General features: G+C 67.4%; 25 protein-coding genes and 2 tRNA genes. 16 read left to right on the top strand and 11 right to left on the bottom strand.

What is annotated here, in order from left to right:
• Positions 1–234 precede the first annotated feature (234 nt).
• Both EZ242_RS18610 and EZ242_RS18605 read left to right on the top strand, forming a co-directional pair.
• Positions 235–1425 carry an MFS transporter gene (locus tag EZ242_RS18610; RefSeq protein ID WP_135286696.1) on the top strand — a complete coding sequence of 397 codons (1191 nt, stop codon included), beginning with the start codon at positions 235–237 and terminating at the stop codon, positions 1423–1425.
• Positions 1426–1445: 20 nt separating this feature from the next.
• Positions 1446–1796 carry a DUF3147 family protein gene (locus tag EZ242_RS18605; RefSeq protein ID WP_135286695.1) on the top strand — a complete coding sequence of 117 codons (351 nt, stop codon included), beginning with the start codon at positions 1446–1448 and terminating at the stop codon, positions 1794–1796.
• Here EZ242_RS18605 and EZ242_RS18600 read toward each other — a convergent pair.
• Both EZ242_RS18600 and EZ242_RS18595 read right to left on the bottom strand, forming a co-directional pair.
• Positions 1723–3069 carry a hybrid sensor histidine kinase/response regulator gene (locus EZ242_RS18600; RefSeq protein ID WP_135286694.1) on the bottom strand — a complete coding sequence of 449 codons (1347 nt, stop codon included), beginning with the start codon at positions 3067–3069 and terminating at the stop codon, positions 1723–1725. The genes EZ242_RS18605 and EZ242_RS18600 overlap by 74 nt on opposite strands.
• A gap of 5 nt (positions 3070–3074) precedes the next feature.
• Positions 3075–9374, bottom strand: coding sequence for a HAMP domain-containing protein (locus tag EZ242_RS18595; protein ID WP_476705494.1), 6300 nt, complete (start codon positions 9372–9374; stop codon positions 3075–3077).
• A gap of 682 nt (positions 9375–10056) precedes the next feature.
• Here EZ242_RS18595 and EZ242_RS18590 point away from each other — a divergent pair.
• From EZ242_RS18590 to EZ242_RS18570, 5 genes are all read left to right on the top strand, one after another.
• Entirely contained in the window at positions 10057–10386 is a 330-nt protein-coding gene (locus tag EZ242_RS18590) for a hypothetical protein (RefSeq protein ID WP_240787152.1), read from the top strand.
• Positions 10386–10643 carry a DUF5985 family protein gene (locus EZ242_RS18585; protein WP_135286691.1) on the top strand — a complete coding sequence of 86 codons (258 nt, stop codon included), beginning with the start codon at positions 10386–10388 and terminating at the stop codon, positions 10641–10643. The genes EZ242_RS18590 and EZ242_RS18585 overlap by 1 nt, the downstream gene beginning before the upstream one ends.
• A 4-nt stretch (positions 10644–10647) precedes the next feature.
• Entirely contained in the window at positions 10648–10905 is a 258-nt protein-coding gene (locus EZ242_RS18580) for a DUF5985 family protein (RefSeq protein WP_135286690.1), read from the top strand.
• 198 nt (positions 10906–11103) lie between these two features.
• Positions 11104–11727 carry a hypothetical protein gene (locus tag EZ242_RS18575; RefSeq protein ID WP_205960681.1) on the top strand — a complete coding sequence of 208 codons (624 nt, stop codon included), beginning with the start codon at positions 11104–11106 and terminating at the stop codon, positions 11725–11727.
• Positions 11724–12692: a polyprenyl synthetase family protein gene (locus EZ242_RS18570; RefSeq protein ID WP_167784856.1), complete on the top strand. Its 969-nt coding sequence runs from the start codon at positions 11724–11726 to the stop codon at positions 12690–12692. Before EZ242_RS18575 ends, EZ242_RS18570 begins: the two co-directional genes overlap by 4 nt.
• Here the strand turns inward: EZ242_RS18570 and EZ242_RS18565 are convergent.
• Positions 12670–13371 carry a class I SAM-dependent methyltransferase gene (locus tag EZ242_RS18565; protein ID WP_135286687.1) on the bottom strand — a complete coding sequence of 234 codons (702 nt, stop codon included), beginning with the start codon at positions 13369–13371 and terminating at the stop codon, positions 12670–12672. The two genes, EZ242_RS18570 and EZ242_RS18565, sit on opposite strands and share 23 nt — an antisense overlap.
• 264 nt (positions 13372–13635) lie before the next feature.
• Between EZ242_RS18565 and EZ242_RS18560 the strand changes: the two genes are divergently transcribed.
• The 4 genes from EZ242_RS18560 to EZ242_RS18545 all read left to right on the top strand — a co-directional run bounded on the left by EZ242_RS18560 (position 13636) and on the right by EZ242_RS18545 (position 15492).
• Positions 13636–13905: a DUF4242 domain-containing protein gene (locus tag EZ242_RS18560; RefSeq protein WP_135286686.1), complete on the top strand. Its 270-nt coding sequence runs from the start codon at positions 13636–13638 to the stop codon at positions 13903–13905.
• Positions 13906–14126: 221 nt separating this feature from the next.
• Positions 14127–14873 carry a coiled-coil domain-containing protein gene (locus EZ242_RS18555; RefSeq protein WP_135286685.1) on the top strand — a complete coding sequence of 249 codons (747 nt, stop codon included), beginning with the start codon at positions 14127–14129 and terminating at the stop codon, positions 14871–14873.
• On the top strand, positions 14873–15088 hold the full coding sequence (locus EZ242_RS18550; RefSeq protein ID WP_135286684.1) for a hypothetical protein: 216 nt from the start codon (positions 14873–14875) through the stop codon (positions 15086–15088). Before EZ242_RS18555 ends, EZ242_RS18550 begins: the two co-directional genes overlap by 1 nt.
• On the top strand, positions 15085–15492 hold the full coding sequence (locus EZ242_RS18545) for a hypothetical protein (protein WP_135286683.1): 408 nt from the start codon (positions 15085–15087) through the stop codon (positions 15490–15492). Before EZ242_RS18550 ends, EZ242_RS18545 begins: the two co-directional genes overlap by 4 nt.
• Before the next feature lie 89 nt (positions 15493–15581).
• On the opposite strand, the gene EZ242_RS18540 is transcribed toward EZ242_RS18545, so the two are convergent.
• Positions 15582–15655, bottom strand: a tRNA-His gene (locus tag EZ242_RS18540).
• 136 nt (positions 15656–15791) lie between these two features.
• Positions 15792–15983: a hypothetical protein gene (locus tag EZ242_RS18535; RefSeq protein WP_135286682.1), complete on the bottom strand. Its 192-nt coding sequence runs from the start codon at positions 15981–15983 to the stop codon at positions 15792–15794.
• 466 nt (positions 15984–16449) lie between these two features.
• Here EZ242_RS18535 and EZ242_RS18530 point away from each other — a divergent pair, with 466 nt between their 5' ends.
• On the top strand, positions 16450–16866 hold the full coding sequence (locus EZ242_RS18530) for a response regulator (RefSeq protein ID WP_135286681.1): 417 nt from the start codon (positions 16450–16452) through the stop codon (positions 16864–16866).
• Positions 16867–16878: 12 nt separating this feature from the next.
• Here the strand turns inward: EZ242_RS18530 and EZ242_RS18525 are convergent, their stop codons facing one another.
• Complete coding sequence (locus tag EZ242_RS18525) at positions 16879–17271, bottom strand: response regulator (RefSeq protein WP_135286680.1); 393 nt, start codon at positions 17269–17271, stop codon at positions 16879–16881.
• 1934 nt (positions 17272–19205) lie between these two features.
• On the opposite strand from EZ242_RS18525, the gene EZ242_RS18520 reads away from it, so the two are divergent.
• Positions 19206–19577, top strand: a complete 372-nt coding sequence (locus tag EZ242_RS18520) for a YybH family protein (protein ID WP_135286679.1) — start codon at positions 19206–19208, stop codon at positions 19575–19577.
• Between the two features lie 150 nt (positions 19578–19727).
• On the opposite strand, the gene EZ242_RS22680 is transcribed toward EZ242_RS18520, so the two are convergent.
• Together EZ242_RS22680 and EZ242_RS18510 are read right to left on the bottom strand one after the other, a co-directional pair.
• On the bottom strand, positions 19728–19922 hold the full coding sequence (locus tag EZ242_RS22680) for an ATP-binding domain-containing protein (protein ID WP_205960680.1): 195 nt from the start codon (positions 19920–19922) through the stop codon (positions 19728–19730).
• Positions 19923–20231: 309 nt separating this feature from the next.
• A tRNA-Lys gene (locus EZ242_RS18510) sits at positions 20232–20307 on the bottom strand.
• Between the two features lie 173 nt (positions 20308–20480).
• On the opposite strand from EZ242_RS18510, the gene EZ242_RS18505 reads away from it, so the two are divergent.
• Positions 20481–21710, top strand: a complete 1230-nt coding sequence (locus tag EZ242_RS18505; RefSeq protein ID WP_167784855.1) for a response regulator — start codon at positions 20481–20483, stop codon at positions 21708–21710.
• An 18-nt stretch (positions 21711–21728) separates the two neighbouring features.
• On the opposite strand, the gene EZ242_RS18500 is transcribed toward EZ242_RS18505, so the two are convergent.
• Genes EZ242_RS18500 through EZ242_RS18490 form a run of 3 tightly spaced genes read right to left on the bottom strand, consistent with a single transcriptional unit; the run spans position 21729 to position 22992 of the window.
• Entirely contained in the window at positions 21729–22199 is a 471-nt protein-coding gene (locus tag EZ242_RS18500) for an AAC(3)-I family aminoglycoside N-acetyltransferase (RefSeq protein ID WP_135286677.1), read from the bottom strand.
• A gap of 37 nt (positions 22200–22236) precedes the next feature.
• Positions 22237–22665, bottom strand: a complete 429-nt coding sequence (locus EZ242_RS18495) for a hypothetical protein (protein ID WP_135286676.1) — start codon at positions 22663–22665, stop codon at positions 22237–22239.
• 54 nt (positions 22666–22719) lie between these two features.
• A complete protein-coding gene (locus tag EZ242_RS18490) occupies positions 22720–22992 on the bottom strand; it encodes a hypothetical protein (RefSeq protein WP_135286675.1) in 273 nt (90 codons plus the stop codon).
• A 214-nt stretch (positions 22993–23206) separates the two neighbouring features.
• Between EZ242_RS18490 and EZ242_RS18485 the strand changes: the two genes are divergently transcribed.
• Positions 23207–24193: a Bug family tripartite tricarboxylate transporter substrate binding protein gene (locus EZ242_RS18485; protein WP_167784853.1), complete on the top strand. Its 987-nt coding sequence runs from the start codon at positions 23207–23209 to the stop codon at positions 24191–24193.
• Positions 24194–24217: 24 nt separating this feature from the next.
• Positions 24218–25144, top strand: coding sequence for a ketopantoate reductase family protein (locus EZ242_RS18480; RefSeq protein WP_135286673.1), 927 nt, complete (start codon positions 24218–24220; stop codon positions 25142–25144).
• The last annotated feature ends 7 nt before the right edge of the window (positions 25145–25151 follow it).

Raw genomic sequence — 25151 nt, 5'->3', positions numbered from 1 at the left:
CCCGCGCATGCCCTGCGACAGGCTCAGGGCGAACGGAGGTGGACCCGTTCGGGCTGAGCCAGCCCCGTCGAAGCCCCTCCCCGCGCGTGCCCTTCGACAGGCTCAGGGCGAACGGAGGTGGACCCGTTCGGGCTGAGCTTGTCGAAGCCCCCTCCCCCCGAGCACGCGCGGTGCCATCACACTCCAGCCCGTCGCGAGCTCTGGCATGCTGCGCGGGGACACGCCCGAATCCGCATGCCCTCCGACCGGCCCCGCCACATCCTGCCCGTCATCGTGCTCGCCCAGTTCGCGGGCACCTCGCTCTGGTTTTCCGGCAACGCCGTGCTGCCCGAGCTGGAGCGCGCCCTGGCGCTGGACGACCGGGCGCTCGCCGCCATCACCTCGGCGGTGCAGCTGGGCTTCATCAGCGGCACGCTGGTGTTCGCGCTGCTGAACATCGCCGACCGCTGGCGCCCGCGCGACGTGTTCCTTGCCTGCGCGCTGCTCGGCGCGCTGGCCAATGCGGCCATCGTGGTGCTGCCGCAGCTGGACGGGGGCCGTTATGCCCTCCTGCTCACCCTGCGCTTTCTCACCGGATTCTTCCTGGCCGGCATCTATCCCGTGGGCATGAAGATCGCGGCGAGCTGGTGGCGCGAGGGGCTGGGCGGCGCGCTGGGGTGGCTGATCGGCGCACTGGTGCTGGGCACGGCGCTGCCCCACCTGCTGCGCGGCGCACTGCCGGGCGGTGCGTGGCAGGCGGTGGCCGTGTCGGTGTCCGTGCTCGCGGTGGCCGGCGGCGTGCTGCTTCACCAGACGGTGGGCGAAGGGCCCTACCTCGCGCGGGCGCCGCGCTTCGAGCCGCGCGCGGTCACCCAGGCCTTCGCCAATGCGGACTTCCGCGCCAGCGCCTTCGGCTACTTCGGGCACATGTGGGAGCTCTACACCCTGCTGGCCTTCACCCCGCTGCTGCTCGCCGCGTACGCGGCGCGGCACGGCGTGGCGCTGGACGTGTCGCTCTGGTCCTTCGCCGTCATCGGCGCAGGGGCCATCGGCTGCGTGGTGGGCGGCCAGCTCTCGCGCCATGTCGGCAGCGCGCGCGTGGCCTTCGGGCAACTGAGCATCTCGGGCCTGTGCTGCCTCACCTCGCCCCTCGCCTTCGCCTTGCCCCCGCCCCTCTTCCTGGGCTTCATGCTGCTGTGGGGCATCACGGTGGCGGGCGACTCGCCGCAGTTCTCCGCCATGAACGCCGCCACCGCGCCACGCGCCTACGTGGGATCGGCGCTCACCATCGCCAACTGCATCGGCTTCGCGATCAGCGTGGTCAGCCTGCAGGTGATGGCCTGGGTTGCGCCCCGCCTGCCCGTGGCCTGGTGGTTCCTGCCGGTGGCCATCGGCCCGGCGCTGGGCCTGCTGGCGTGCCGCCGGCTGGCGCTGCGGGGCGCCTAGCCAGCCGGGGAGGACCCGCCATGCTGTCCTACGCCGTCAAGATCGCGCTCACCGCGCTGCTGGTGGTGGCCGTGTCGGAGATCGCCAAGCGCAACACCTTGTGGGCGGCGGCGCTGGCCGCCCTGCCGCTGACCTCCGTGCTGGCCTTCGTCTGGATGTGGGTGGACGGCGTCGAGATGGAGCGCATCGCGAGCCTGTCCACCAGCATCCTGTGGCTGGTGATTCCCTCGCTGCTGCTGTTCGTCCTGCTGCCGCTGCTGCTGCGCGCCGGCTGGTCGTTCTGGAGCAGCCTGGGGCTCAGCTGCCTGGCAACGGCGCTGGCCTACGGGGGTGTGGTGCTGGTGCTGGATCGGCTGGGGATGGCACGCTAGAAAGCGGCAGCCGCACGACGAACTCGCTGCCATGGCCGCTGCCCTCGCTAAAGGCCTCGATCGATCCACCGTGCAATGCCACGAGCCGCTGGGTGAGGGCCAGACCGATCCCCAGGCCGCCGCGCGCGCGTGACAGGGTCGACTCGACCTGCGAGAAGAGTTCGAACACCTCGCCCAGGCGATCCGGTGGGATCCCCACGCCCCGGTCGCGGACGCTGAGCTGGACGGAGGCTTCCTGGAGCGAGACCGTCAGGTCGATCAGTCCGCGAGGGTCCATGTACTTGGCCGCGTTGTGGAGCAGGTTGAGCAGCACCTGCGCCATACGGGTGCGGTCCACCTTCAGCAGCACGGCCTCGGGCGGCCGGCGCACGACCAGTTCATGTTCGAGCTCGGTGATGAGCGGCTGCACCATCTCGATCGCGTCCTGGATCACGGTGCCGATCTCGAGCATTTCCTGCTGCAGCTCGATCTTCCCCTGGGTGATCCGGCCGACGTCCATCAGGTCATCGATGAGGCGCGTCATGAGCTGCACCTGCCGCTCCATGACCTGCGTCGCCCGCACCTGTCGAGCGTCACCGGAGGACGTGAGCCGCAACAGGTGCAGGGCGCTGCGTACCGGCGCCAGCGGGTTGCGCAGCTCGTGGGCCAGCGTGGCCAGGAATTCGTCCTTGCGCCGGCTGGCCTGGCGCAGCTGCGCCTCGCTGTCGTTCAGGGCCCGGGTGCGCTCGGTGACGCGCCGGTCGAGGGTCTCGTTCAATTCCTGCAGGCGCATTTCGGTGCGCCTGCGCTCGGCCACCTCCTCTTCCAGCCGTCGGTTGATCTGCTCCAGCTCGCGCCCCTGGCGGTACAGCTCGGCGAACACGGCGACCTTCGAGCGGAGCACGGCCGGGTTCACCGGCTTGTGCAGGTAGTCCACCGCGCCGCTGCCGTATCCCTCCAGCATGTGCTGGTCTTCGTTGTAGTAGGCGGTCAGGAAGATGATCGGCACGCGCGCGGTGCGCCGGCGCTCCTTCACCATCTGGGCCAGCTCGAACCCCGACATGCCCGGCATCCGGATATCGAGCACCAGCACCGCGAACTGATCGGCCATCAGGGCGAGCAGCGCTTCGTCGCCCGAGTTGGCGCGCACCAGCCGGTAGTCGGGCTGGTCGAGGATCGACTCGAGCACCGTCAGGTTCCGCGGCTCGTCGTCGACGATGAGGATGTTGACGGGCCTGGCGTCCACCGGCTCGATCGCGGCGGCCTTGTTCGTGTCGTCGCAATGGGAGGGCATGGTTTTCAGCGGAACAACCACACGCGCATGAGCGAGAGCAGCTGGTCCGTGTTCACGGGTTTGGAGATGTAGTCGCTGGCGCCGGCGTTCAGGCACTTTTCACGGTCGCCTTTCATCGCCTTGGCGGTCAAGGCCAGGATGGGTAGCGTGCGGAACTGCGTGTGCCTGCGGATCTCGCGGATGGTTTCGTAGCCGTCCATCTCCGGCATCATGATGTCCATCAGGACCATCGAGAGGTCCGCAGTCCCCTGGATGATCTCGATCGCCTGGCGGCCGTTGGTGGCGCTCAGCACCTCCACGTCGTGATTTTCCAGGACGGTGGTCAGGGCGAAGATGTTGCGGGCGTCGTCGTCCACCACCAGCACCTTGCGCCCCCGCAGCGCCTCCGAGGAGTTGTGCAGCCGCTCCAGCATCGCCTGCTTGGGCGGCGGCAGGTCGGTCACCACGCGGTGCAGGAAGAGCGCCGTCTCGTCCAGCAGGCGCTCGGGCGACTGCACGTCCTTGAGCACGATGCTCTTGGCCATCGCATTGAGGCGCTCCTGTTCGTCGCGCGTGAGGTCCTTGCCTGTGAACACGACCACGGGCACGCCCGCCAGGGCGGGATCGGCCTGCAGGCGTTCCAGCAGCTCGAACCCGCTCATGTCCGGCAGGCGCAGGTCCAGCACCACGCAATCGAAGGGCCGGGTGCGCAGTTCGTCGAGCGCCGCCTCACCGCGACCGACGGCGACGATCTCGATGTCGTCGTGGCCCAGCAGCTCGGTCACCGCCGCTCGTTCCGCGGGGTGGTCCTCCACGATGAGAAGGCGGCGCGTGCGCGGTTTCGTGAACTCGCGGATGCGGTCGAAGGCCAGCTCCAGGCCCGCCGTCGTGGGCTCCTTGACCAGGTAGGCGAAGGCACCGCGTGACAGGCCGTGCTGCCGCTCTTCTTCCAGGGTGACGATCTGCACCGGCACGTGGCGCAGCTGCGGGTCCAGCTTCAGCTGGTTCAGCACCGTCCATCCCAGCATGTCGGGAAGGAAGATGTCCAGGGAGATCGCGCTGGGACGGTACTGCCGTGCGAGCGACAGGCCCAGGCTTCCCTTGGTCGCCACGATGCCCTTGAACCCCTTGTCGCGCGCGAGTCCCAGGAGGATGCGCGCGTAGTGGGGGTCGTCCTCGATGACCAGCAGCACGGGGTCGCCGGGTTCGATGGCATGGCGGTCGTCCGGAATATGCTCCTCGCGGGCCGCGGGCAAGGCGAGAACCTCCATGCGGCCGTCTTCCACGCGCGCGGCCAGCGCACGGGCCACGGTCGAAGCGTCGGGCCCGGCGTAACGCAGCGGCAGGTACAGCGTGAAGGTGCTCCCCTGGCCCGGCACACTGGTCAGCTTGATCTCGCCCCCCAGCAGCACCGCCAGCTCCCGGCTGATCGCCAGGCCCAGGCCGGTCCCGCCGAACTTGCGCGAGGTCCCCGCGTCCGCCTGCTGGAACGCCTCGAAGATCAGGCGCTGCTTTTCGGGGGCCACGCCGATGCCCGTGTCCTCGACGGTGAATGCGACCACCTGGGGCGACTGCCCGAGCACCGGATGGTCGGGACTCCAGCCCTTGCTCGCCAGCGCCACCCGCACTTCGACGTGCCCGTTCGTGGTGAACTTGACCGCGTTCGACAGCAGGTTCTTCAGGATCTGCTGCAGGCGCTTGGGATCGCTTTCCATGTAGCGCGGCAGGTCGTCCGCGAACCGCACGCGCAGCGGCAGGCTCTTGGCCTCGGCGACGTGACGGAAGTTGCGTTCGATGCTCTCGCGCACGCCGTTGAAGGAGATGTTCTCCACCTCCACCGACACGGTGCCCGACTCGATCTTGGACAGATCGAGGATGTCGTTGATCAGGTTGAGCAGGTCGCTGCCGGACGAATTGATGTTGCGCGAGTACTCGATCTGCTTGGCCGTGAGGTTGCCCGCCGCGTTCTCCGCGAGCTGCTGGCTCAGGATCAGGATCGAGTTCAGGGGCGTGCGCAGCTCGTGCGACATGTTGGCGAGGAAGTCCGACTTGTACTTCGAGGTGAGCGCCAGCTCGGAGGCCTTCTCCTCCAGCGCGCCGCGGGCCTGTTCCACCTCGTGGTTCTTGCGTTCGACTTCCGCGTTCTGCTCGGCCAGCAGCCGCGCCTTGGTGCCGAGCTCCTCGTTGGTCTGCTGCAGCTCGATCTGGCGGCGCTGCAGCTCGGAGGTGAGCTGCTGCGACTGCGTGAGGAGGCCCTCGGTCCTCATGGTGGCCTCGATCGTGTTGAACACCGCGCCCATCCCCACCGCGAGCTGGTCGAGGAAGTTGATGTTGACCCCGGTGAAGGGGTGCAGCGACGCCAGCTCGATCACGGCCTTGGTCTGGTCTTCGTACGTCACGGGGAGCACCACCACGCTGAGCTGCTGCGCCGTGCCCATGCTGGACGAGATGGAGAAGAAATCGCCCGGGACGTTCGAGAGCACGATGCGCCGCCGCTCGATGGCGCACTGGCCCACCAGCCCGTCGCCCAGGGCGATGCGCTCGGGCAGCCGCGTCCCGGAGGGGTGCGCGAAGCTGGAAAGGAGGCGAAGCTCCTCGGCGCCGCCGGGTTCCGAGCCGCAGTGGTAGATGGCGCCCTGGTGCGCGTTGACCAGCGGCGCGAGCTCGGACAGCAGCATGCGCCCCACGGTGAACAGGTTCCGCTGCCCCTGCAGCATGCTGGAAAAGCGCGCCAGGTTGGTCTTGAGCCAGTCCTGCTCCCGGTTGCGTTCCGTGGTCTCCCGCAGGTTGGAGATCATGGTGTTGATGTTGTCCTTGAGCTCGGCCACCTCGCCCTTGGCAACCACCTGGATCGAGCGCGTGAGGTCGCCCTTGGTCACGGCGGTCGCCACTTCGGCGATCGCGCGGACCTGCGTCGTGAGGTTGGCCGCCAGCAGGTTCACGTTGCCGGTCAGGTCCTTCCAGGTGCCCGCCGCGCCCGGCACGTTGGCCTGGCCGCCCAGGCGTCCATCCACCCCCACCTCCCGGGCGACGTTGGTCACCTGGTCGGCGAAGATGGCCAGCGTGTCGGTCATGTTGTTGATGGTGTCGGCCAGGGCCGCCACCTCGCCCTTGGCCTGCACCGTCAGGCGCTGGGTGAGGTTGCCGTTGGCCACCGCGGTCACCACCTTCACGATCCCGCGCACCTGCTCGGTGAGGTTGGAGGCCATGAAGTTGACGTTGTCGGTCAGGTCCTTCCAGGTGCCGGCCACGCCGGGCACGGCCGCCTGGCCCCCCAGCTTGCCTTCGGTGCCGACCTCGCGGGCCACGCGCGTCACTTCGGACGCGAAGCCGTTGAGCTGGTCCACCATGGTGTTGATGGTGTTCTTCAGCTCCAGGATCTCGCCCTTCACGTCCACCGTGATCTTGCGGTTCAGGTCGCCGCGCGCCACGGCCGTGGTCACCTCGGCGATGTTGCGCACCTGGGAGGTGAGGTTGGCGCCCATGGTGTTCACCGAGTCGGTGAGGTCTTTCCAGGTGCCGGCCACGCCCGGGACCACGGCCTGCACGCCCAGGCGTCCCTCCGTGCCCACCTCGCGCGCCACCCGGGTCACCTCCGAGGCGAAGGAGCGAAGCTGCTCGACCATCGTGTTGATCGTCTCCTTCAGCTGAAGGATCTCGCCGCGAACGTCCACGGTGATCTTCTTGGACAGGTCGCCGTTGGCCACGGCGATCGTCACCTCCGCGATGTTCCGCACCTGCCCGGTGAGGTTGGACGCCATGGAGTTCACGTTGTCCGTGAGGTCCTTCCAGGTGCCGCCCACGCCCGGCACGGTCGCCTGGCCCCCCAGCTTGCCTTCGGTGCCGACCTCGCGCGCGACCCGGCTCACCTCGCCGGCGAACGCGTTCAGCTGGTCCACCATGGTGTTCATGGTTTCCTTCAGCTGCAGGATCTCGCCCTTGACGTCCACCGTGATCTTCCGGCCCAGGTCGCCGCGGGCGATGGCGGTGGCCACGTCGGCGATGTTGCGCACCTGGCCCGTGAGGTTGTTGGCCATGGAGTTCACGTTGTCCGTGAGGTCCTTCCAGGTGCCGGCCACGCCGGGAACCGCCGCCTGGCCGCCCAGCTTGCCCTCGGTGCCGACCTCGCGCGCCACGCGGGTCACCTCGGAGGCGAAGCCGTTGAGCTGGTCGACCATGGTGTTGATGGTGTTCTTCAGCTCCAGGATCTCGCCGCGCACGTCCACCGTGATCTTGCGGGACAGGTCGCCGCTGGCCACGGCCGTGGTCACGTCCGCGATGTTGCGCACCTGGGCCGTAAGGTTGGAGGCCATGGAGTTCACGTTGTCCGTGAGGTCCTTCCAGGTGCCGGCCACGCCGCGCACCTGCGCCTGGCCGCCCAGCTTGCCCTCGGTGCCCACCTCCCGCGCCACGCGCGTCACCTCGGAGGCGAAACCGTTGAGCTGATCCACCATCGTGTTGAGGGTGTTCTTCAGCTCCAGGATCTCCCCCTTCACTTCCACCGTGATCTTCTTGGACAGGTCGCCATTGGCCACGGCGGTGGCGACATCGGCGATGTTGCGCACCTGGGCCGTGAGGTTCGACGCCATCGAGTTCACGTTGTCCGTGAGGTCCTTCCAGGTGCCGGCCACGCCGTGCACCTGCGCCTGCCCACCGAGCTTGCCTTCGGTCCCCACCTCGCGGGCCACCCGGCTCACCTCGCCGGCGAAGCCATTGAGCTGGTCCACCATGGTGTTGATGGTGTTCTTCAACTCCAGGATCTCGCCGCGCACGTCGGCGGTGATCTTCTTGGACAGGTCCCCCCGGGCGACCGCGGTGGTCACCTCGGCGATGTTGCGCACCTGACCCGTGAGGTTGGAGGCCATGAAGTTGACCGAGTCGGTCAGGTCCTTCCAGGTGCCGGCGACACCCGGCACCTGCGCCTGGCCGCCGAGCTTGCCCTCCGTGCCCACTTCGCGCGCCACGCGCGTCACCTCGGAGGCGAAGCCGTTGAGCTGGTCGACCATGGTGTTGATCGTGTTCTTCAACTCCAGGATCTCGCCGCGCACGTCGACGGTGATCTTCTTGGACAGGTCGCCGTTGGCCACGGCCGTCGTGACGTCGGCGATGTTGCGCACCTGCCCGGTGAGGTTGGACGCCATGAAGTTCACGTTGTCCGTGAGGTCCTTCCAGGTGCCGGCCACGCCGGGCACGTCCGCCTGCCCACCCAGCTTGCCTTCGGTGCCCACCTCCCGCGCGACCCGGGTCACTTCCGAGGCGAAGCCATTGAGCTGGTCCACCATCGTGTTGATGGTCTCCTTCAGCGCGAGGATCTCGCCCTTGACCTCCACCGTGATCTTGGAAGACAGGTCGCCCTTGGCGATGGCCGTCGCGACTCCCGCGATATTGCGCACCTGGCCCGTGAGGTTGGAGGCCATCGAGTTGACGGAGTCCGTGAGGTCCTTCCAGGTGCCGGCGACGCCGGGCACGACGGCCTGGCCGCCCAGCTTGCCTTCGGTGCCCACTTCCCGCGCCACGCGGGTCACTTCCGAGGCGAAGCCGTTGAGCTGGTCGACCATCGTGTTGAACGTCTCCTTCAACTCGAGGATCTCGCCCTTGACGTCCACCGTGATCTTGCGCGACAGGTCCCCGCGTGCCACGGCGGTCGTCACCGTGGCGATGTTGCGGACCTGTGCGGTGAGGTTGTTGGCCATGGAATTGACCGAGTCGGTCAGGTCCTTCCACGTGCCGGCGACGCCGGGCACGACCGCCTGGCCGCCCAGCCGGCCGTCCGTGCCGACCTCGCGTGCCACGCGCGTCACCTCGGAGGCGAACGAACGCAGCTGCTCCACCATCGTGTTCGTGGCCTCCTTGAGCTGGAGGATCTCGCCGCGCACGTCCACCGTGATCTTCTTCGACAGGTCCCCGTTGGCCACGGCGATGGTCACGTCCGCGATGTTGCGCACCTGGGCCGTGAGGTTGCCGGCCATCTGGTTCACCGAGTCGGTGAGCTCCTTCCACACGCCGGAGACATCCTTGACCTTGGCCTGGCCACCCAGCTTGCCTTCGGTGCCGACCTCGCGGGCGACGCGGGTCACCTCGGACGTGAACACGGTCAGCTGCTCGATCATGGTGTTCACCAGCCGCGCCGAACGCAGGAACTCGCCTTTCAGCGGCCGCCCGTCGACCTCCAGCTCCATCGACTGGCCAAGGTCCCCCTTGGCGACGGCGCCGATCGTGCGGGCGATGTCGGTGGTCGGCCGCACCAGGTCGTCCAGCAGCGTGTTCAGCGAGTCCACCTGCGCCGCCCAGGCGCCCTGCGCGCCGGGAGCGGACATGCGTTGCATGAGCCGGCCGTCCCGACCGACCGTATCGCTCAGCCGCGCCGCTTCGGTGGTGACGCGCTGCGCATTCGCGATGGCCTGGTTGAAGGCTTCGGCGATCCGGCCGTCGAGGCTGGACCAGTCGTTCGGCAGACGCGCGGAGAAGTCCCCGTCGGCAAACGAGCGCATGGCGGCAAGGAGCTGCCGCGAGCGGGCTTCCGCGAGGTGGGCCGGGGCCCCGGGAACGGCATCGACGACACGTTTTCGCGACGCCGGCGGGGGCACGGAGGAGGAGGCCTCCTCGGCGGAGCGTTTCTTTGCCTGCGTTCGCGCAGCCTGATCCATTGCAAGTCCGTGTTGTGGTGATAGCTGCGGGGGGCGCTCCGCACACTGCCAGGCAGCGTGGAGCGCAGGGCCTGTCCAGCGGCCGACTCGCGGCCTCTTCAAGAACCCATGGAAGAGCGGGCGCGTAGTGTCCTACTTCGCGCACGGCAGAGGTGTAGGACGGTTCCGGCATCGGCACGGGGCCGCGTCCGACACGGCGTTAAACGGATGCGAAATCGACCCACTTCCCTCTGCTGGGCCAGGGCCCGAAGACCTTTCCCGCGCTAGAGTAGCGGGTTATGCCAGAAAGCGCTTCGTCCAAGTGAGTCGGCCCGAGCTGCCGCCGGAACTTCGGCGATACATCGTCTCGAACATCCCCTCGGTGCCTTACCTCGAAGGCATCCTGCTGATGCGCGCCGAGCCCGAGCGCGCCTGGTCGACGCAGGAAATGGCGCGCCGGCTCTACGTCTCGGAGTCGGATTCGGCTCCGCTGCTCGAATCGGCGGTCGCCAACGGCGTAGCGGTGGCCGCGGAAGGTGCCGAACGCGCGTATCGCTACCAACCGGTCTCGCCCGAGCTGGCTGCACTGCTGGACCGGCTGGCTGCCCACTACGCCGCCGACGTGGTCACGGTGGCCACGTTGATCCACGGAAAAGGTGACAAGCGGGCGCAACAGTTCGCGGACGCATTCCGCTGGCGCAAGGACTCCTAATGGCGGCAACCATTTACTTTCTGTGCGCCCTGACTTCGCTGGCGTGCTTCCTGTTCCTCTTTCGCGGCTGGCGCGCCAGCCGGGCGCGGCTGCTGTTCTGGAGCGCCATGTGCTTCGGCGCGATGACGGTCAACAACTTCCTGCTCGTGGCCGACAAGCTGTTGTTTCCGACGGCCGACCTGAGCAGCTGGCGTCTGGTCATGGCGCTCACGGCGGTGACGCTGCTGCTGTTCGGGCTGATCTGGGACGAGGAGTGAAGACATGAACCAGATACTGATCGGCGCCATCGCCCTGGGCTCGCTCCTCGTCGGCCTGTTCTTCTTCAGGTTCTGGCGGCGTTCCGGCGACCGCTTCTTCCTCTTCTTCGCACTGTCCTTCTGGATCGAGGCGGGCAACCGGCTGACGCTGGGGCTCCTGGCCAATTCGAACGAACTGGATCCCATGATCTACTCGCTGCGCGTGATCGCCTATGGGCTCATCCTGGTGGCCATCATCCAGAAGAACCGGCCGAAGCGCTAGGGACAGTGGACAGGGCGGCCGGACGGCAGGTCACGGCCTGGGGACCGCAAGCTGGAAGACAATGAAGGCGGCTCCACGACTTGTCGGGGATGCGCACTCCGGGAGCCCCGCATGAGGCTGAATGAATGGTTCGTCCCCAGGGTTGGATCGCCGCGGTTTCGCGCCGCCGTGGGACTGCTTTTCCTTCCCTACACGGGGATGGTCCTCGCGTTCACCGTCATCGGCGCCATGCTGGCCGAGCTTGTCCATTGGGATCGGGTGGCAGCGCTTGCGGGCATCTATTTCCTCGCATTGGGAATCGGGGCCCACGCGCTCGACGCACTGGGCAGCCGCGCGATCAAGCCATGGGGTGACGTCTTCTCCAAGCGGCAGCTGCGGCTGCTCGCGCTCGTGTCCATTGCCACCGCCTACGCCATCGGCCTGCCGTACCTGCTTGGGCCGGCCCCTCTGCTCTGGTGGATCGCGATCCTGGAGGGCTTCTTCCTGCTGGCCTACAACCTCGAGTGGTTCGAGGGGCGCTTCCACACCGATGGCTGGTTCGCGCTGTCCTGGGGCGCGCTGCCGGTGCTGGCGGGCTATGTCCTGCAGACCAACAGCATCAGCTTCGCGGCCCTGCTCGTCGCCGCTGCGGCCGGCGCGCTGAGCCTCGTCGAAATCACGGCCTCGCGGCCCTACAAGGCCCTCAAGCGATCCACGGCGGGCGGCTCTGCATCCGGGAGCGACCGTGTCCAGATGCAGCAGCTGGAGGCGATCCTCCGGTTCGTGAGCTGCGCAGTGATCCTCCTGGGACTGGGTTTGGCTGCATGGCGCTGGACGGCATGAGCCAAGGCATCGATCCACCGGACCAGGCCGCCTTCGCCAGCCACTGGCAGGCCCTCAGGAAGCGGTTGGACCACGACCTCGATCGCTGTGTCCCGCAGTTCTTCGAGGACCTCCCTGCCGCGCACAGGGACGCCGTCCGGGACGTGCTCCACGGCGGCAAGCGCCTGCGCGGAGGCCTCGTCGTCCTCCTGAACGAAGCACTGGGCGGCGCGGCGGCCGCAGCCATCCCCCGCGCCATGGCCATCGAATGCGTCCAGGCAGCCTCATTGATCCACGACGATGTCGTCGATGGGGATGCGACGCGTCGCAATGGACCGGCCCTGTGGACGGAGCAGGGTCCCCGGCGGGCGATTCTGCTGGGTGACGTCATCTTCGCCACGGCGCTGCGCCGCATGGCCGAGTTGGGCCCCCATGACGGCGTGGTCCTGGCCACCGCCATCGCGACCATGGCCGCCGGTGCGTACCAGGAGCCGCTTGCATCTTCCGGGCCCGCGCTGGAGGCGGGCACCGTTGCCGCCGATCTCTACCCACGGGTGATCGCGTTGAAGACCGGCGTGCTCTTCGGTGCTGCCGCCCAACTGGGAGCGCTCGCTGCAGCGGCTTCGGCGGCGTCGGCAGAGCGCGCCTTCGAATACGGCGTCCTGATCGGAGAGGCCTACCAGATCCTCGACGACGTGCACGACTTGCTCGATGCCCCACCTGATGCCGCGCAGCTGCCGCTGCTTAGCCCGGCCATGTCGCACTTCTGCGCCGACCTCCTCCCGATGCGCCGCTTCGACGCGCCAGGGCCGCCAGCGCTGGAGCGCCTGCGCGCCGTCCTGCGCGAACGCATGCTGGCGGCGGCCGAACACCGGCTGCAGCGGGCGATCGCGACCGCCGATCTCCTGGGAAGCGGCAAGCACGCCGGCTTGCTGAGGGCCGCACCGCGCGAGATCGCCCGCGCTACGCCGGCCGCCGCGCCGTGACGATGGCCGATCCGTACAGGGTCAAGTCTTCGCGGTGGATGTCGGTGAAGCCATGCGCCTGCAGGGCGGCCGGCAGTTCCTCCAGCCAGCGCGTGTGCTCGATGAGTTCGGGCAGCCCGTGGTAGATCTCGCGCCAGGCCGGGAACACCCGGCCCATGCGCTGCAGGAGGTAGAAGTAAACGCGCCATGTCCGGACGAGGTGCGGCTTGGGTGGATACGTGAAGTCGTGCATCAGGAGCAGCCCGCCGGGCGTGAGCATCTGCCAGGCTTTGTCCACCAGCCGCGGCAGGTCGGCGTACTTCGCGAGATAGGACGAGGCGATGCAGTCGAACGGCTCGGTGCCAAGGTAGTCCTCGGCCCTGCTCAGCACCAGCTCGACATTCCGAAGGCCCGATCGTCCGAGCTTCGCCCGGGCGATCGAGAGGTACTCGTCACGCAGTTCCACCCCGACCACATGACACCGGGGCAGATGGCGAGCGATCGCCAGGGTCAATATGCCGGTGCCGCAGGCCAGATCCGCCACACGGCGCGAGTCGGTGGGAAGCAGGCTGACGATGCGCCGCTTCCACAGCCGGTCGATGCCGAAGGTCGAGGCATTGACCATGAAGTCGTAGCTGCTCCCGGTGCCCTGGAAGAAGCGCTCGACCAAGGCAACTCGTGGATCGGGTTCATCGCGCATCTGAATCCTTCGCAAAGGCTGGCTCAGCGGCTGGACCGGGTACTCGGAATCATTGTGGTCGATCTTGGGCGCCGGCCGTCATCGAGCAAGGATGCAGGTGCGCTTGAGGCGCAGGCCTGTCGATCGATAGTCGTTTTGTCCCGGTCAGGCCGGTCGCATTGACCATTGCGCGGGTCCGACCCGGGTTGCAACACTGCCGTGCACGCCATCTTTGCGCATTGACGCCGCCCCTCTGAACACCGCCTTCGGGCAAGGAGATCGACCATGCAGACCTATCTGGTGGAGCGCAGCCTCCCTGGCATTTCGATGGACCAGCTCTCGGCTGCCCAGCAGCGAGCCATCCAGACAGCAGGCGAGATGTCTGCCCAGGGTACCCCGGTCCGTTACGTGCGCAGCACCTTCGTGCCGGACAGCGGCCAGTGCATGTGCCTGTTCGAGGGCAGCAGCGCGGAAGACGTCAAGCGCCTCAACGAAAAGGCGGCCATCCCGTTTGATCGAGTCGTGGAAGCGATGGATTTGCGCCCCGCGAGCTGATCGGCGCGCTTTGATGGGTGCGTTGGCCTCCAGTGGTGTCACACGACCAGAAGCGTTGACCGCTTGCCGCCTTTCAGCGGATCAACAAGGCGCTGACGGAGCGGCAAAGCCTGGAGGACCGCCTGTTCGACCTCACGGCCAGCGAGGCGGACAAGCTCACGCGCGCCCGTGGTCGGGAGTGGGCGGCCATCGATGAGACGAACCGGGCTCTGCTCGCCCAGGTGTACGCGCAGGAAGACCTGCGCCGGTACGCGGAGGAGGCCGAGCGGATCGCCAACGAGCGCGCAGGCCTGGATGATCGCCTGCTGGACCTGATCGGCTCGGACGCGGAAAAGCTGGCGCGCATCCGCGAGCGCGAGCGCGCCGCCATCGACTCCACGAACCAGGCGCTGCTGGAGCAGATTTATCGCCAGGAAGACCTGCGTACCGCGGCGCAACTGGCCGCCGATCAGGCCCGATCCATGCAGGACGCCGAGCGCAGTCTGCAGGAGCGCCTCTACGGCATCTTCGAGGGGGCCATCACCAGCGTCTCCGAGGAGATTCGTCGCCTGACCGGCCAGCGCACCGCGAGCCAGGACATCGGCACGCTGCAGGCGCAGTTCGCCATCAACACGGCGCAGGCCCGCGCGCTGGACCCGAACGCGCTGGAGCGGCTGCCGGACCTGAGCCGGGCCATCGAGCAGGCCAGCCTCGGAACAGCCCGCTCGCGCGACGAGGTGGACCGGGTGCAGGCCCGCCTCGCCCAAAGCCTTGCGGAGACGCTCACGGTCGTCTCCAACCAGATCGGCCAACCGACTGGCGCGGACGACATCGTGGCCGAACTGAAGGCGAGCCGCGACCTCTACGAACGAGGCGTCGAGGAGAACCAGGTGCACGCGCAGGCGCTGATCAAGGCCATCAACAAGTTCACCGGCATCGTGGGCCGCTGGGACATCGACGGCATGCCCGATGTGAGGGAGATCGCCTGATGGCCACACCGATGGAACTGATGATGCGGCAGGTGGACTGGCGGGAAACGGGTCAGCAGCCGAGCGCCGAGAACCTGCCCTACGCGACCCACTCCGGCGTGCTGGAGATCATGGGGCACCGCCTGCGCTGCTATCGCCTGAACACGGGCCAGGCGGTGTTCGATGCCGACGATGTGCACCGATTCTTCGACAACGGGCAGCAGATGCCGCAATGAAGAAACGAACCCGGCGCAGGGCCTGGAACCCGCTGGCCAACCCCGTGCGGGCCGCCGTCGTTGCCGCCCAGCCGCCCGATCTGACCACGATCAAGACCGCCAACCTGATGACGCTCAGAGAGGTGCGCGCAGGAAGGATAGACCGCCACGGCATCCAGGTGCTGGAGGCCATCGTGGGCACGTCAGAAAGCCTTGCCAGGGTCGGAGTCGGAACGGAGGCACTGCCGGTATGCGCCGCAGCTCGGCGCGCGCTGAAGGCCATTGCTGCCGCCCGGGGGAAAGTCGGAAAGCTTGAAGTCGCCGCGTTCGAGGTGCTGATCGAGTTCTACGATGCGCAGGTCGATGCCGCGTCTCAAGGCGAGGTCGCCCGGGCCGTCGCGCCGTACGTGCACCTGAGGCGCTGAGAGGCGCCGGTCTTTCCCGGCTGTCACCGCCGACAGGGGGGCGGTTTCCCCGACGTCCGCCGTCTGAGCAATTTGGACGGACGACTTCCTGGCAGGGGAGGAAGGACTCGAACCCTCGCATGCCGGATCACTCCCGGAGCCTTATCCACTTGGCGACTCCCCTACACGCAGCGACAGTGTGATCTTCGCGGGCAGGTCGGCGCCATCAGATGAATCGCTCATGGCGCAGGGGAGGATTGCCCTGTCTCTGAGGCTACGCGGGCGTGCGCTCGCGCATGCATCTCCCGCTGAGCGGGGGGTCAGAAGGTCGGCTCGCTCCGCGCTCGCGGCCGGTCTGCTGGCTGCTGCCCAAGCTGCTTCGACTGGTTGATCCCGTCCCGGACTCCGGAACGGATCACCAGATACAGAACCCACATGAACACCGCGAATGCGAGGACCTGGAGAATGATCCCTCCCAGAATCATCCCCGCGCCCATTTCCATCATGCCCATCGGCTCGCCCTCTTCAAGAAAGGGTCGATTTGAGCATGACTGGTTGGGGCACCTAGCCGCTCTTGCTCGCGCCTACTCGCGCCCCGACCACCTCGGCTGGTAACCTTCAGCCAGTGGTCGCTGCACACACGCCAGGCCTTGCGCTTGGCGACGACCTCCTCGAAGAGCCAGGCCCTGATGTCATCACGGCGATGCCGCAAGCCGCGGCAGCACACGCAGCGGCGGCCCTTCTCGACTCTCCGGCTCCACGAGCGCATAGAGGACGAGAGCTCGCCAGCCCCGCACCCCCCCCGAGTACCGGCTGAGCAGAGACGCCATCGTCGATGTGTTCATCGGAATGCTCAAGAGGCGCAGCAACATCCCCTGACCGTGAAGCCAGCCCCTGCTGCCCAGGGGGACATTCAGGAAAAGCAGACTGTTCGGTCACCTCTGTCCTACAGTGCCGTCAGATTGAAACTTATAGCTGATGAGCCAGAGCCCGCGCCTGCAGATTGAATCGCATGTTGTCCTCGTCGTGGACGACAACGTTGATGCGGTCGAGATGCTCACCATCCTGATCGAAGCTGATGGGCACACGGCCGTGACCGCGTACTCAGGGCGTGAAGCAATCGAGGTCGCAAAGCGCACGAAGCCGGACGTGGTGCTCCTCGACATCAGCCTGCCGGACATGGACGGGTTCGAGGTGTGCAGGCGCTTGCGGGAGGAACATGTGAAGGGGCACACCTGCATCGTCGCCATCACCGGGTGGGCTGGGAACGAGCAACGTGCAGAGGCAATGCGCGTGGGCTTCGACGAGTACCTCGTCAAACCAGTCGAGTTCGCCCGCGTGCTGCAGGCGCTTCGCGATTGCCGCAGCCATACGACCGCGCCCGCTGCTGCGTAGCCGCCGTTGGCGTCACTGCGCGTCTGCCGGTGCCCGCAGGCGGCGGTCAAGGGCTTCAAGGAGCTGATCTACGGAAGCTGGTTTGGCGATGTGGTGGTCGAAGCCAGCCTGCTTGCCGCGGGCAACGTCCGCTGGTTGCGCCCACGCCGACAGTGCGATCAGCAAACACGACTTGCACTGCGCCCGAATTCTCTTCGCTGCCTCATAGCCATTCATCCCTGGCATACCCAAGTCGAGGATCACGGCGTCGTGCCGGCCCGCCGACCAGGTACTCACCGCGGATTCCCCGTCGTAGGCTGCTGACGTTTCGTAGCCAAGCATGCTCAGCAGGCTAGCTACCATCTCCGCTGCATCGACGTTGTCGTCCACAACCAGCACGCGCAGTGTCGAGTTGACCGGTTCCAAAGTTCGCACCTCCCGGACGCAGGATGCTCACGGTCTACTCTGCCCTGCGTAGGCCAACGACCGTAAGCCCTTTAGGACACCGAAGACGACTTTGAGGTCACAAACCTCGGCCATCGGACGAAAAAAGGCCCGCCGAAGCGGGCCGAAGGGGAACGGAGCAGGCCAAGTTGGGACCTGCTGGCATCCAGCTCCCGGCACAGTATGTGGCCAACTCATCAGTTTGGCTCACCAACCTGCAGGGGGGCTCGCGTGGCAGAACTTGGCAAAGCCGTCTGTTGTCGCGCGCGGGCGACATCTGGTTTGGCGTCGCGTTAACGCTCTTCCGTGTCGGAGCCACTTTCAATCGCTACGGTGCCGCGGGTAGCGGCGCTGAGAGGGAAGGCCCTCCCTACTGACACCGCGGCGCGAACTGCCGATCCCGCGCGGCCTTGCGGTCGTGCCGGATGCGATCGTGCATCTGTCCCGGGAGTGGCTGCCGCGCCAGGCTATCGAGCTGCGCGACTTGCGCGTCGAGCGTGGCGCATTCCGTCTGGCGCGCGATGTGAGCGTTCGTCTGCGTGTGCGTGTGCTCCACGCGGCCGGTTGCGGCGCTACCTGCCGCGGGCGCCGCTGCTGCTCGGCAAGTTCTACCTGCTGCGCCCAGGGCATCCCGTCCGGCACGCTCACGATGGATTCGATGAGCGCGTTGTGCTGACTGCAGTGGGCCTGCGCCCAGAAGGTGCCGCCGCCATATGACCTGCACAGGTAGATCGAGGCGCTGTGCGCGGCGACGGCCGGGAGCAGCAGCAGGAGTCCGAGAGCAGCGTTCATGGTCACGCAACTGTACAGTTCCCGATGGCATACTGACTTGTATGTCCGACGTTCCCCGCTTCTGCGTGCTTAGCGCCGATCGGCAGCCAATTCCAGCGAGCAAAGAAGAGCGGGAAAGCTTTCTTCATTCCGAAAAGGCATTGGTAATACAGGCTGGCTCAGGACGGAACAAGAACGAACCTTGACCACGCTGTCATGGCCTGATCTCTGGCGGGTAGTAGTCGACCAGCCCGGCCAAGAGGCCGAGCGCCCACGCGAAGTCATCGCGACTAAGGCGAGAGTCAGCCAGCCTCACCGTCAACTCTGTGAGAACCGGGTCCTGCCGTACATGGATCAAGCGACAGGGAGTAGGTAAAAGCCCATACCCCCTGTTGCGTCCAGGAGATGGCCAAAGCCAGTCTCAGCCCCTCCGACTCTGTCCACAAACCGTCCACGCGATCAACTGTTGTGACAGCCTGCTACCGTTGTAGTAGCAGCCGAGCCTTCGTTGACGCTAGAAAAGATGGTGGGTCCTGTAGGATTCGAACCTACGACCTACGGATTAAGAGGCCGCAGCTGGGAACGCAGCTAAGTGACTGTCAGCCAATGGTTTCTCTCGGCTGCCCGTCTCATATAAAACGGCCAAAGTCTTGGGTCGTTGCGTGGGGAAGGAGCCCGAAGAGTCACTGGATATGAGACATGTGAGCTGCTAGCCGGGTCAGGCCTTTGGGTGGCTAGTACGGCGAGTTGATAAGCCGCATGCAGGCAGTGTTCCCGTCCTTAAACCACGCACCGTCAATCCCGGCCGCTACTTGGCGGCGTGCTCGTTGGTGCTTGTCACGCCACCAGCCCACGCTACCCACCAAGATCCGCACCGGCCGGCGCTTGCGCTGCTTCCGTAGGTTCATAAGCTGGAGCGTACTCCGCACCAGGACAGCTGCAAACGGCTACAGATCACACGCGGCTCCATGCCGAGTTATCTCGGACGGCGGCGGCCAGCGGATAAGCACGTCTGCTTCCGGTCAGAGGCAGACGTGCTTATCCGCTTGGTGCTACGTCTTTTCGTCCAGACCAATGCAGTTGGCCCACCCCTTTCTCCTGGCCGCGGCGTAGACTTCCTAAGAGCTACCGGATGGGAGGCTTAGATGAGCTCACTTCGTTCTGAGATCGAGTCCGTAAACGAGCGGTTCATGTCGGCTGTGCGAATGCGCGACGAGGAAAGCTTCGTCCGGCTTTACAGTCCTGATGCGCTGCTTCTGTTGCCGGGGCGCGAGCCGCTTGAGGGCGCAGCCGGTGCTCGCGCGTTTTTCGCTTCGTTTGAAGCAAGAGGTATTCGCGAAATCAGGCTGACCTCCATCGAGATCGAGGGAACCGGGGACTCGGCTTGGGAGCGCGGCTCCTCCGAGGCCATGGGCGACGACGGATCTGTGAAGGGTCGGGGCAAGTACATCGTCATCTGGAAGCGCGGGTCAGACGGTTGGCAGCTTCACCGAGACATCCTGAACGCCTCCTCCTGAAGACACTCCTGTCTGCTTCCGGCCAGAACCAGATGCCGCGCGATTAGGGACGTGCCTGCCCCGCTCGGGGAGCGAACGGCGTCGCGGCAATGTCCACTGGCTCCCTGATTGACGGGGCGGGCAGGAGCGAGCCGCTTTAATTGCAACCAGTCAGCGCGGCTTCGCGGAAGTCTCGCCGACCAAGGCGCAAGTCACTGCGGACCCGACCACAAGCAAGATCGATTTAGCTCGACTCATCCCGACGTAAAGCAACTCCTGGCGCCCTTGCGCTGCCACCCCATCGATGCCCCAGAGGATGACAACCGGCGACTCCAGACCCTTGAACCGTTGAACCGTATCGAGCACTACTGCGCCAGCACGGCCAGGTTCCTGCTCAAGCCAATCCGCGACGTGTCTACCGTCCTGTTGGTAGCAGGCGTCGAGATTCGGACGATTGAGCGACAGGACGGCCTAGCAGAGGCTTGTCCCAGTAGTGCGGACAGCATCGAGGCGATGCGGAACCAGGGGAGGACGACAGAGGGGCCTTGCGGCTCTGCCTAGCGACTGCGCACTGGATATGTGACGCGTCACATAAACCGTCTCATTAGCAGGCCGGCCACTCGCCAGCTGCTGCAGAAATGAGAGCGCCAGCACTAACGCTGGCGCGCTTAAGAGTGGTGGGTCCTGTAGGATTCGAACCTACGACCTACGGATTAAGAGTCCGCTGCTCTACCAACTGAGCTAAGAACCCGCGCCGCGCCCATGACTGGGGGGCGAACAGGGCGCGAATGATAGCACCGCGCCCGACCGGCCCTTTCCTTTGCGCCCGCCGCGAGAACAAGTTCTCCGGTCGCGCTAGTCAAGAATGCTTCAGAAGCAGCTTTCCATTGAGCTGCAATGAGGTCGTCTGGCAACATGCGCAGGGTGAAGAATAATTCCAAGGCACCCATTTGCGCGAGCCCGCTCCACGCGCCGCAGCCGGCGCTGGCGCCGCAGACCGCGCAGCGCCCCCAGCAGCCGCCTGCGCTGTCGCTCACGCATTTCGCGGCCAGCATGAGTCACGAGATCCGCACGCCCCTCAATGCCATCGTCGGCCTCGCGCAGCTGGCGCTCAACGACGACATGCCGCCCGCCACGCGCGAGCACCTGCAGAAGATCCAGCGGGCCAGCAGCCACCTGGCCATGCTGATGGAGGACGTGCTCGACTTCACCCATGCGCAGGCCGGCACGCTCCAGCTGCACCAGGCCGACTTCAAGCTGCGCCCGTCCCTGGAGGCCTCCGTGGACGTGATCCGGCAGATGTGCCGCTCGCACGGCCTGGACCTGTTCGTGCAGGTCGCCCCGGAGCTGCCGAAGTCCCTGGTGGGCGACGCCGCACGGCTGGGCCAGATGCTCCTGAACGGCGCCGCGCTCATGGCGCAGCTCGCGGGCGAGGATGACCGGGTGGAGCTCGGCGTGCGCATGGCCAGCCGCAGCGCGGACGACCTGCTGCTGGTGTTCGAGCTGCGCCGCGCCGGCGTGCTGCTGCCGGCCCGGGAGATCGCCCGCCTGCTGCAAGGGCCCGGACCGGGGGCCCTGCCGCCGCAGCGCGACGTGGGCTTCGGCCTGGCGCTGTGCGGCCAGCTCGCGGCGCTCATGGGGGGCGAACTCGGCATCGACAGCGAAGCCGGCGAGGGGACGGCGCTCTGGTTCACCGCGCGGCTGCGCCTGGCCGCGGCCGCCGGCGCCGAGGTGGCCGAGTTCGACGGACCGCCCGAGGCCATCGCCGGCCTGCGGGTGCTGGTGGTGGAGGACGACCTGCTCGCACGCGAGGTGCTCACGCAGCTGCTGGAACTGGCGCAGGTGCGGGTCCGCGCGGCCGCCCACGGCGCCGAAGCCCTGGCCGCGCTGCAGGCCGACCCCGCCGGATGCGACCTCGTGCTCATGGACATCCAGATGCCGGTGATGGACGGCCTGGAGGCCACGCGCCGCATCCGCGCCGACGCGCGCTGGGCGGCCCTGCCGGTGATCGCGCTCACCGGCAACGTGCTGGAGAAGGACCGCGCAGACTGCTGGGCCGCGGGGGCGAGCGACTTCCTGAGCAAGCCGGTGGATGCGGGCAAGCTGTGGAGCGCGCTGGCGCACTGGGCGCCAGGAAGCCGCACGCCCGCCTGACGAGGCAGGAGGCGCGCGTCAGGCGCGTGGCACCGGAATGTCGAAATGCAGCACGTCCTCGCGCTGCCCCAGCTTGTCGTAGAGCGCCACGGCCGGTGCATCGGGCGGATCCGCCTGCACGAAGATCACCCACGCACCGCGACGCGCTGCCACGTGCTGCAACTCGCGGATCAGGGCCGTCGCGATGCCTTCGCGCCGATGCGCCTGCGACACGGCCAGGTCGTAGATGTAGATCTCACTGCGTTCCTGCTCGAACTTCTTCAGCTCGTAGGCTGCAAGGCCGCCGACCACCTCGCCGGCCTTGCGCGCAACCACGGCGATGAAGGCATCGCCGGCCAGCAGCTCCTGGAGGTAGGCCCGCGAGGGACGATGGGCGCCATAGGTCCTGGTGTCCTCGAAGGCCTCGCCGAAGACATCCAGCAGCGCTTCCATCAGCGCCGCGTCGCCGGGCGACAGCAGCAGGACCTCGGGGGCGGCCGGGTGTGGCATGCGCGTGCGTGCGTGCGACCGACGGCGCGCGGCCGCGCTACCGGCCGAGCAACTGCGGGTTCTTGCGCAGCAGCTCGATGTTGGCGCGCATCTCGGGCGGATACGAGGCCAGCGCCTGTCCGGCCTTGCCGCTCATCGAGGGCTCCATCATCAGGTGGAAGCCCGCTTCGAAAAGCGCCAAGGTGGTGAGCGCATAGCTGCGGCTGGTCAGGCCGTGCCGCGCCAGCACCGGCTTGACGCCGGGCGTGGCGTCGAGCTCGCGCGCCAGCTCGTCCACGGTCATTCCGTCCTTCTCGTCGTCTTCGTCCTCGTCCTTCTTCGCCACGGTCTTTTCCAGCTCGCGGGTGGCCGCCTGGTGCTTCTGGACCATGGCCAGGGTGAGCGCATGTCGGGTGAACTCGGCGCGGGCCGTGAGCGGTGCCGCCAGCACGACGAGGAGCATGGCGATGGACAGGAGACGGATCATGGGAAGGACTGCTCTGGATTCGAGGACGAAGCGCCGGATTCTAGAGGGCTCGCTTCAGTGGAACAGCCCGACGGCCAGCTCTGCCCACACCACGGCCGCGAGCAGGACGATCCCCGCCACCACACCGGACCGCACCGCCGGCCGCTCGATGCCCGCCGCGGCGAGCACGACCCCGCACCCGGCCGCGAACAGCAGCCCCCAGGCCAGCACGAAGTCGCCCGGCCCCCAGCGCACCTCGTCGCTGAGCTGCATGGCCGCCCAGGGCACGAGGAGGAGCAGCGCCGCGCCGGCGGCCACCTGGAGGATCGATCTGCCAATGCGCTTCATGCCCTTGCTCCTGCACGCCAACGTGCATGGTATCGGCGCCGGGCCTTGCCGCGCACTCGGACACCCGTCCCATGGGCCTGCCTGCGTTCGCGAGGCACGCGCGTGGCCTACGCCACATGGCAAGCCCGCCTTGCCCAGACTCTGACGCGCACGACGCCTCGCCTGCCTAGCATCGGTGCATGCATGCATCTTCATGCGTCCACCAGGAGTCTCCATGACGCATCGTCGCCGACTGGCCGTCCTCGCTTTCGGCGCGGCCGCCGCCACCGCGCTCCTGCCCCACGCGGTGCAGGCCCAGGCCTGGCCCAGCAAGCCGATCACCATCGTCGCGGCCTATCCGGCCGGCGGGGTCGCCGACCAGATGGCCCGCGTGCTGGCGACCGAGCTGTCCAAGCGCGTGGGCCAGCCGGTCACGGTGGAGAACCGCGTCGGGGCCTCGGGAATGATCGGTGCCAACCACGTGGCCAAGGCGGCCGCCGACGGCCACACGCTGCTCATGGGCGCGATGGCGGAGATCGTGTTCACCCCGCACATGCACGACAAGATGGCCTACCGGCCGGAGAAGGACCTGGAGCCGGTCGCGATGGCCGTGCGCTTTCCCTTCATCCTCGTGACCAACCCGTCCTTTCCGGCCAGGAGCGCGCGCGAGATCGTGGAGCTGGCCCGCAAGAGCCCGAACCAGTACACCTATGCCACCGGCGGCAACGGTTCCGTGCAGCACCTGGCCATGGAGATGTTCACCCGCAGCGCAGGCATCGAGCTGCGGCACATCCCCTACAAGGGCGTGATGCCGGCGCTGACCGACGTCCTGAGCAACCAGGTGCCCATGATGTTCGCGGGCTTTCCGCCGGCCATGCCGCACGTGCAGGCCGGCAAGCTCAACGCCATCGCCCTGACGACCAAGGAGCGCCTGCCGGTCGCGCCCGATGTGCCGTCGCTGGCGGAAACGCCGGGACAGGAGAAGTACGACTTCCCGGTGTGGGTCGGCCTCTTCGCCCCCGCCGGGACCCCGTCCGCCGTGCTCGACCGGCTGCACCGGGAGAGCGTGGACATCTTCTCCACGCCCGCCATCCGCGCCAACATCGAAAAGGCGGGAATGACCGTCTCGGCCGAGCCGCGCGCCGAGTTCGCGTCCTTCATCCGAAGCGAGTACGACAAGTACCGCAAGGTGATCCGCGACGCGGGCATCAAGGACAACTGACCTCCACTGGAAGGCCGCCAGACCATGCATGTCGCGGTCCTGGGCGCCGGCGCCGTCGGCAGCTACTTCGGCGCGATGCTGGCGCGCGCCGGGCATGAGGTCACGCTGGTCGCCCGCGCCGCGCATGTCCAGGCCATCCGCCAGCATGGACTGCTGCTCGATGCCGTGGACTTCCGCGAGCACGTGCAGCTGCGCGCCGACACGCAGGCATCGGCGGTCGCCGGGGCGCAGCTCGTGCTGTGCTGCGTCAAGTCCACGGACACGGCCGCCACGGCGGCCGAGCTGCGCCCGCACCTGGCGCCCGATGCCCTCGTGCTGAGCCTGCAGAACGGCATCGAGAACGCACCCACGCTGCAGGCGCTGCTGCCGCAGCGCGTGGTTCCCGCGGTGGTGTACGTGGCGGTCGAGGTGGTGGCACCCGGCTGCATCCGCCACCGCGGCCGGGGCGAGCTCGTGATCGCCGAGGACCCGCGCGACGAAGCACTCGCCGCGCGCCTGCGGGGCGCCGGCATCCCCGTGCGCACCACCCCCAACCTGAGCGGCGCGCAGTGGGACAAGCTGATCGTCAACTGCGCCTTCAACGCGCTCTCGGCCATACCGCAGCTGCCCTATGGCCCGCTGCTGCAGGGCGAAGGCGTCCGCGACGTGATGGCCGACCTGACGCGCGAGTGCCTCGCCGTGGCCGAGGCGGCCGGCGTGCAGCTCACGGCAGACCCCTGGGACGCGCTGCAACGCACCGGTCGGCAGCTGGGCCAGTCCTCGTCCATGGCGCAGGACCTGGCCCGCGGCCGCCGCACCGAGATCGACCATCTCAACGGCTACGTCGTCCGGCGCGGCGCCGCGCTGGGCGTGCCGACGCCGGCCAACCGCATGCTCGTGGCGCTGGTGAAGCTGCTGGAGGAAAAGAGCGCGAACGGGCGCGGGGCAGCCCCGGCCGACGCCCTTGCCTGAGCCTGCG

It is taken from the genome of Ramlibacter rhizophilus (assembly GCF_004681965.1).
GTDB classification, from domain to species: Bacteria; Pseudomonadota; Gammaproteobacteria; order Burkholderiales; family Burkholderiaceae_C; genus Ramlibacter; species Ramlibacter rhizophilus.
Note: the sequence above shows the minus strand (reverse complement) of the source record. Positions and strands in the feature narration are given on the sequence as shown.

What these genes read in the sequence shown, in the direction of transcription:
- EZ242_RS18610 (WP_135286696.1), top strand. Translation starts at nt 235, where the DNA reads ATGCCCTCCGACCGGCCCCGCCACATCCTGCCCGTCATCGTGCTCGCC.
- EZ242_RS18605 (WP_135286695.1), top strand. Translation starts at nt 1,446, where the DNA reads ATGCTGTCCTACGCCGTCAAGATCGCGCTCACCGCGCTGCTGGTGGTG.
- EZ242_RS18600 (WP_135286694.1), bottom strand. Translation starts at nt 3,069, where the DNA reads ATGCCCTCCCATTGCGACGACACGAACAAGGCCGCCGCGATCGAGCCG.
- EZ242_RS18595 (WP_476705494.1), bottom strand. Translation starts at nt 9,374, where the DNA reads ATGCAACGCATGTCCGCTCCCGGCGCGCAGGGCGCCTGGGCGGCGCAG.
- EZ242_RS18585 (WP_135286691.1), top strand. Translation starts at nt 10,386, where the DNA reads ATGGCGGCAACCATTTACTTTCTGTGCGCCCTGACTTCGCTGGCGTGC.
- EZ242_RS18580 (WP_135286690.1), top strand. Translation starts at nt 10,648, where the DNA reads ATGAACCAGATACTGATCGGCGCCATCGCCCTGGGCTCGCTCCTCGTC.
- EZ242_RS18575 (WP_205960681.1), top strand. Translation starts at nt 11,104, where the DNA reads ATGGTCCTCGCGTTCACCGTCATCGGCGCCATGCTGGCCGAGCTTGTC.
- EZ242_RS18570 (WP_167784856.1), top strand. Translation starts at nt 11,724, where the DNA reads ATGAGCCAAGGCATCGATCCACCGGACCAGGCCGCCTTCGCCAGCCAC.
- EZ242_RS18565 (WP_135286687.1), bottom strand. Translation starts at nt 13,371, where the DNA reads ATGCGCGATGAACCCGATCCACGAGTTGCCTTGGTCGAGCGCTTCTTC.
- EZ242_RS18560 (WP_135286686.1), top strand. Translation starts at nt 13,636, where the DNA reads ATGCAGACCTATCTGGTGGAGCGCAGCCTCCCTGGCATTTCGATGGAC.
- EZ242_RS18550 (WP_135286684.1), top strand. Translation starts at nt 14,873, where the DNA reads ATGGCCACACCGATGGAACTGATGATGCGGCAGGTGGACTGGCGGGAA.
- EZ242_RS18545 (WP_135286683.1), top strand. Translation starts at nt 15,085, where the DNA reads ATGAAGAAACGAACCCGGCGCAGGGCCTGGAACCCGCTGGCCAACCCC.
- EZ242_RS18535 (WP_135286682.1), bottom strand. Translation starts at nt 15,983, where the DNA reads ATGGGCATGATGGAAATGGGCGCGGGGATGATTCTGGGAGGGATCATT.
- EZ242_RS18530 (WP_135286681.1), top strand. Translation starts at nt 16,450, where the DNA reads ATGAGCCAGAGCCCGCGCCTGCAGATTGAATCGCATGTTGTCCTCGTC.
- EZ242_RS18520 (WP_135286679.1), top strand. Translation starts at nt 19,206, where the DNA reads ATGAGCTCACTTCGTTCTGAGATCGAGTCCGTAAACGAGCGGTTCATG.
- EZ242_RS18500 (WP_135286677.1), bottom strand. Translation starts at nt 22,199, where the DNA reads ATGCCACACCCGGCCGCCCCCGAGGTCCTGCTGCTGTCGCCCGGCGAC.
- EZ242_RS18495 (WP_135286676.1), bottom strand. Translation starts at nt 22,665, where the DNA reads ATGATCCGTCTCCTGTCCATCGCCATGCTCCTCGTCGTGCTGGCGGCA.
- EZ242_RS18490 (WP_135286675.1), bottom strand. Translation starts at nt 22,992, where the DNA reads ATGAAGCGCATTGGCAGATCGATCCTCCAGGTGGCCGCCGGCGCGGCG.
- EZ242_RS18485 (WP_167784853.1), top strand. Translation starts at nt 23,207, where the DNA reads ATGACGCATCGTCGCCGACTGGCCGTCCTCGCTTTCGGCGCGGCCGCC.
- EZ242_RS18480 (WP_135286673.1), top strand. Translation starts at nt 24,218, where the DNA reads ATGCATGTCGCGGTCCTGGGCGCCGGCGCCGTCGGCAGCTACTTCGGC.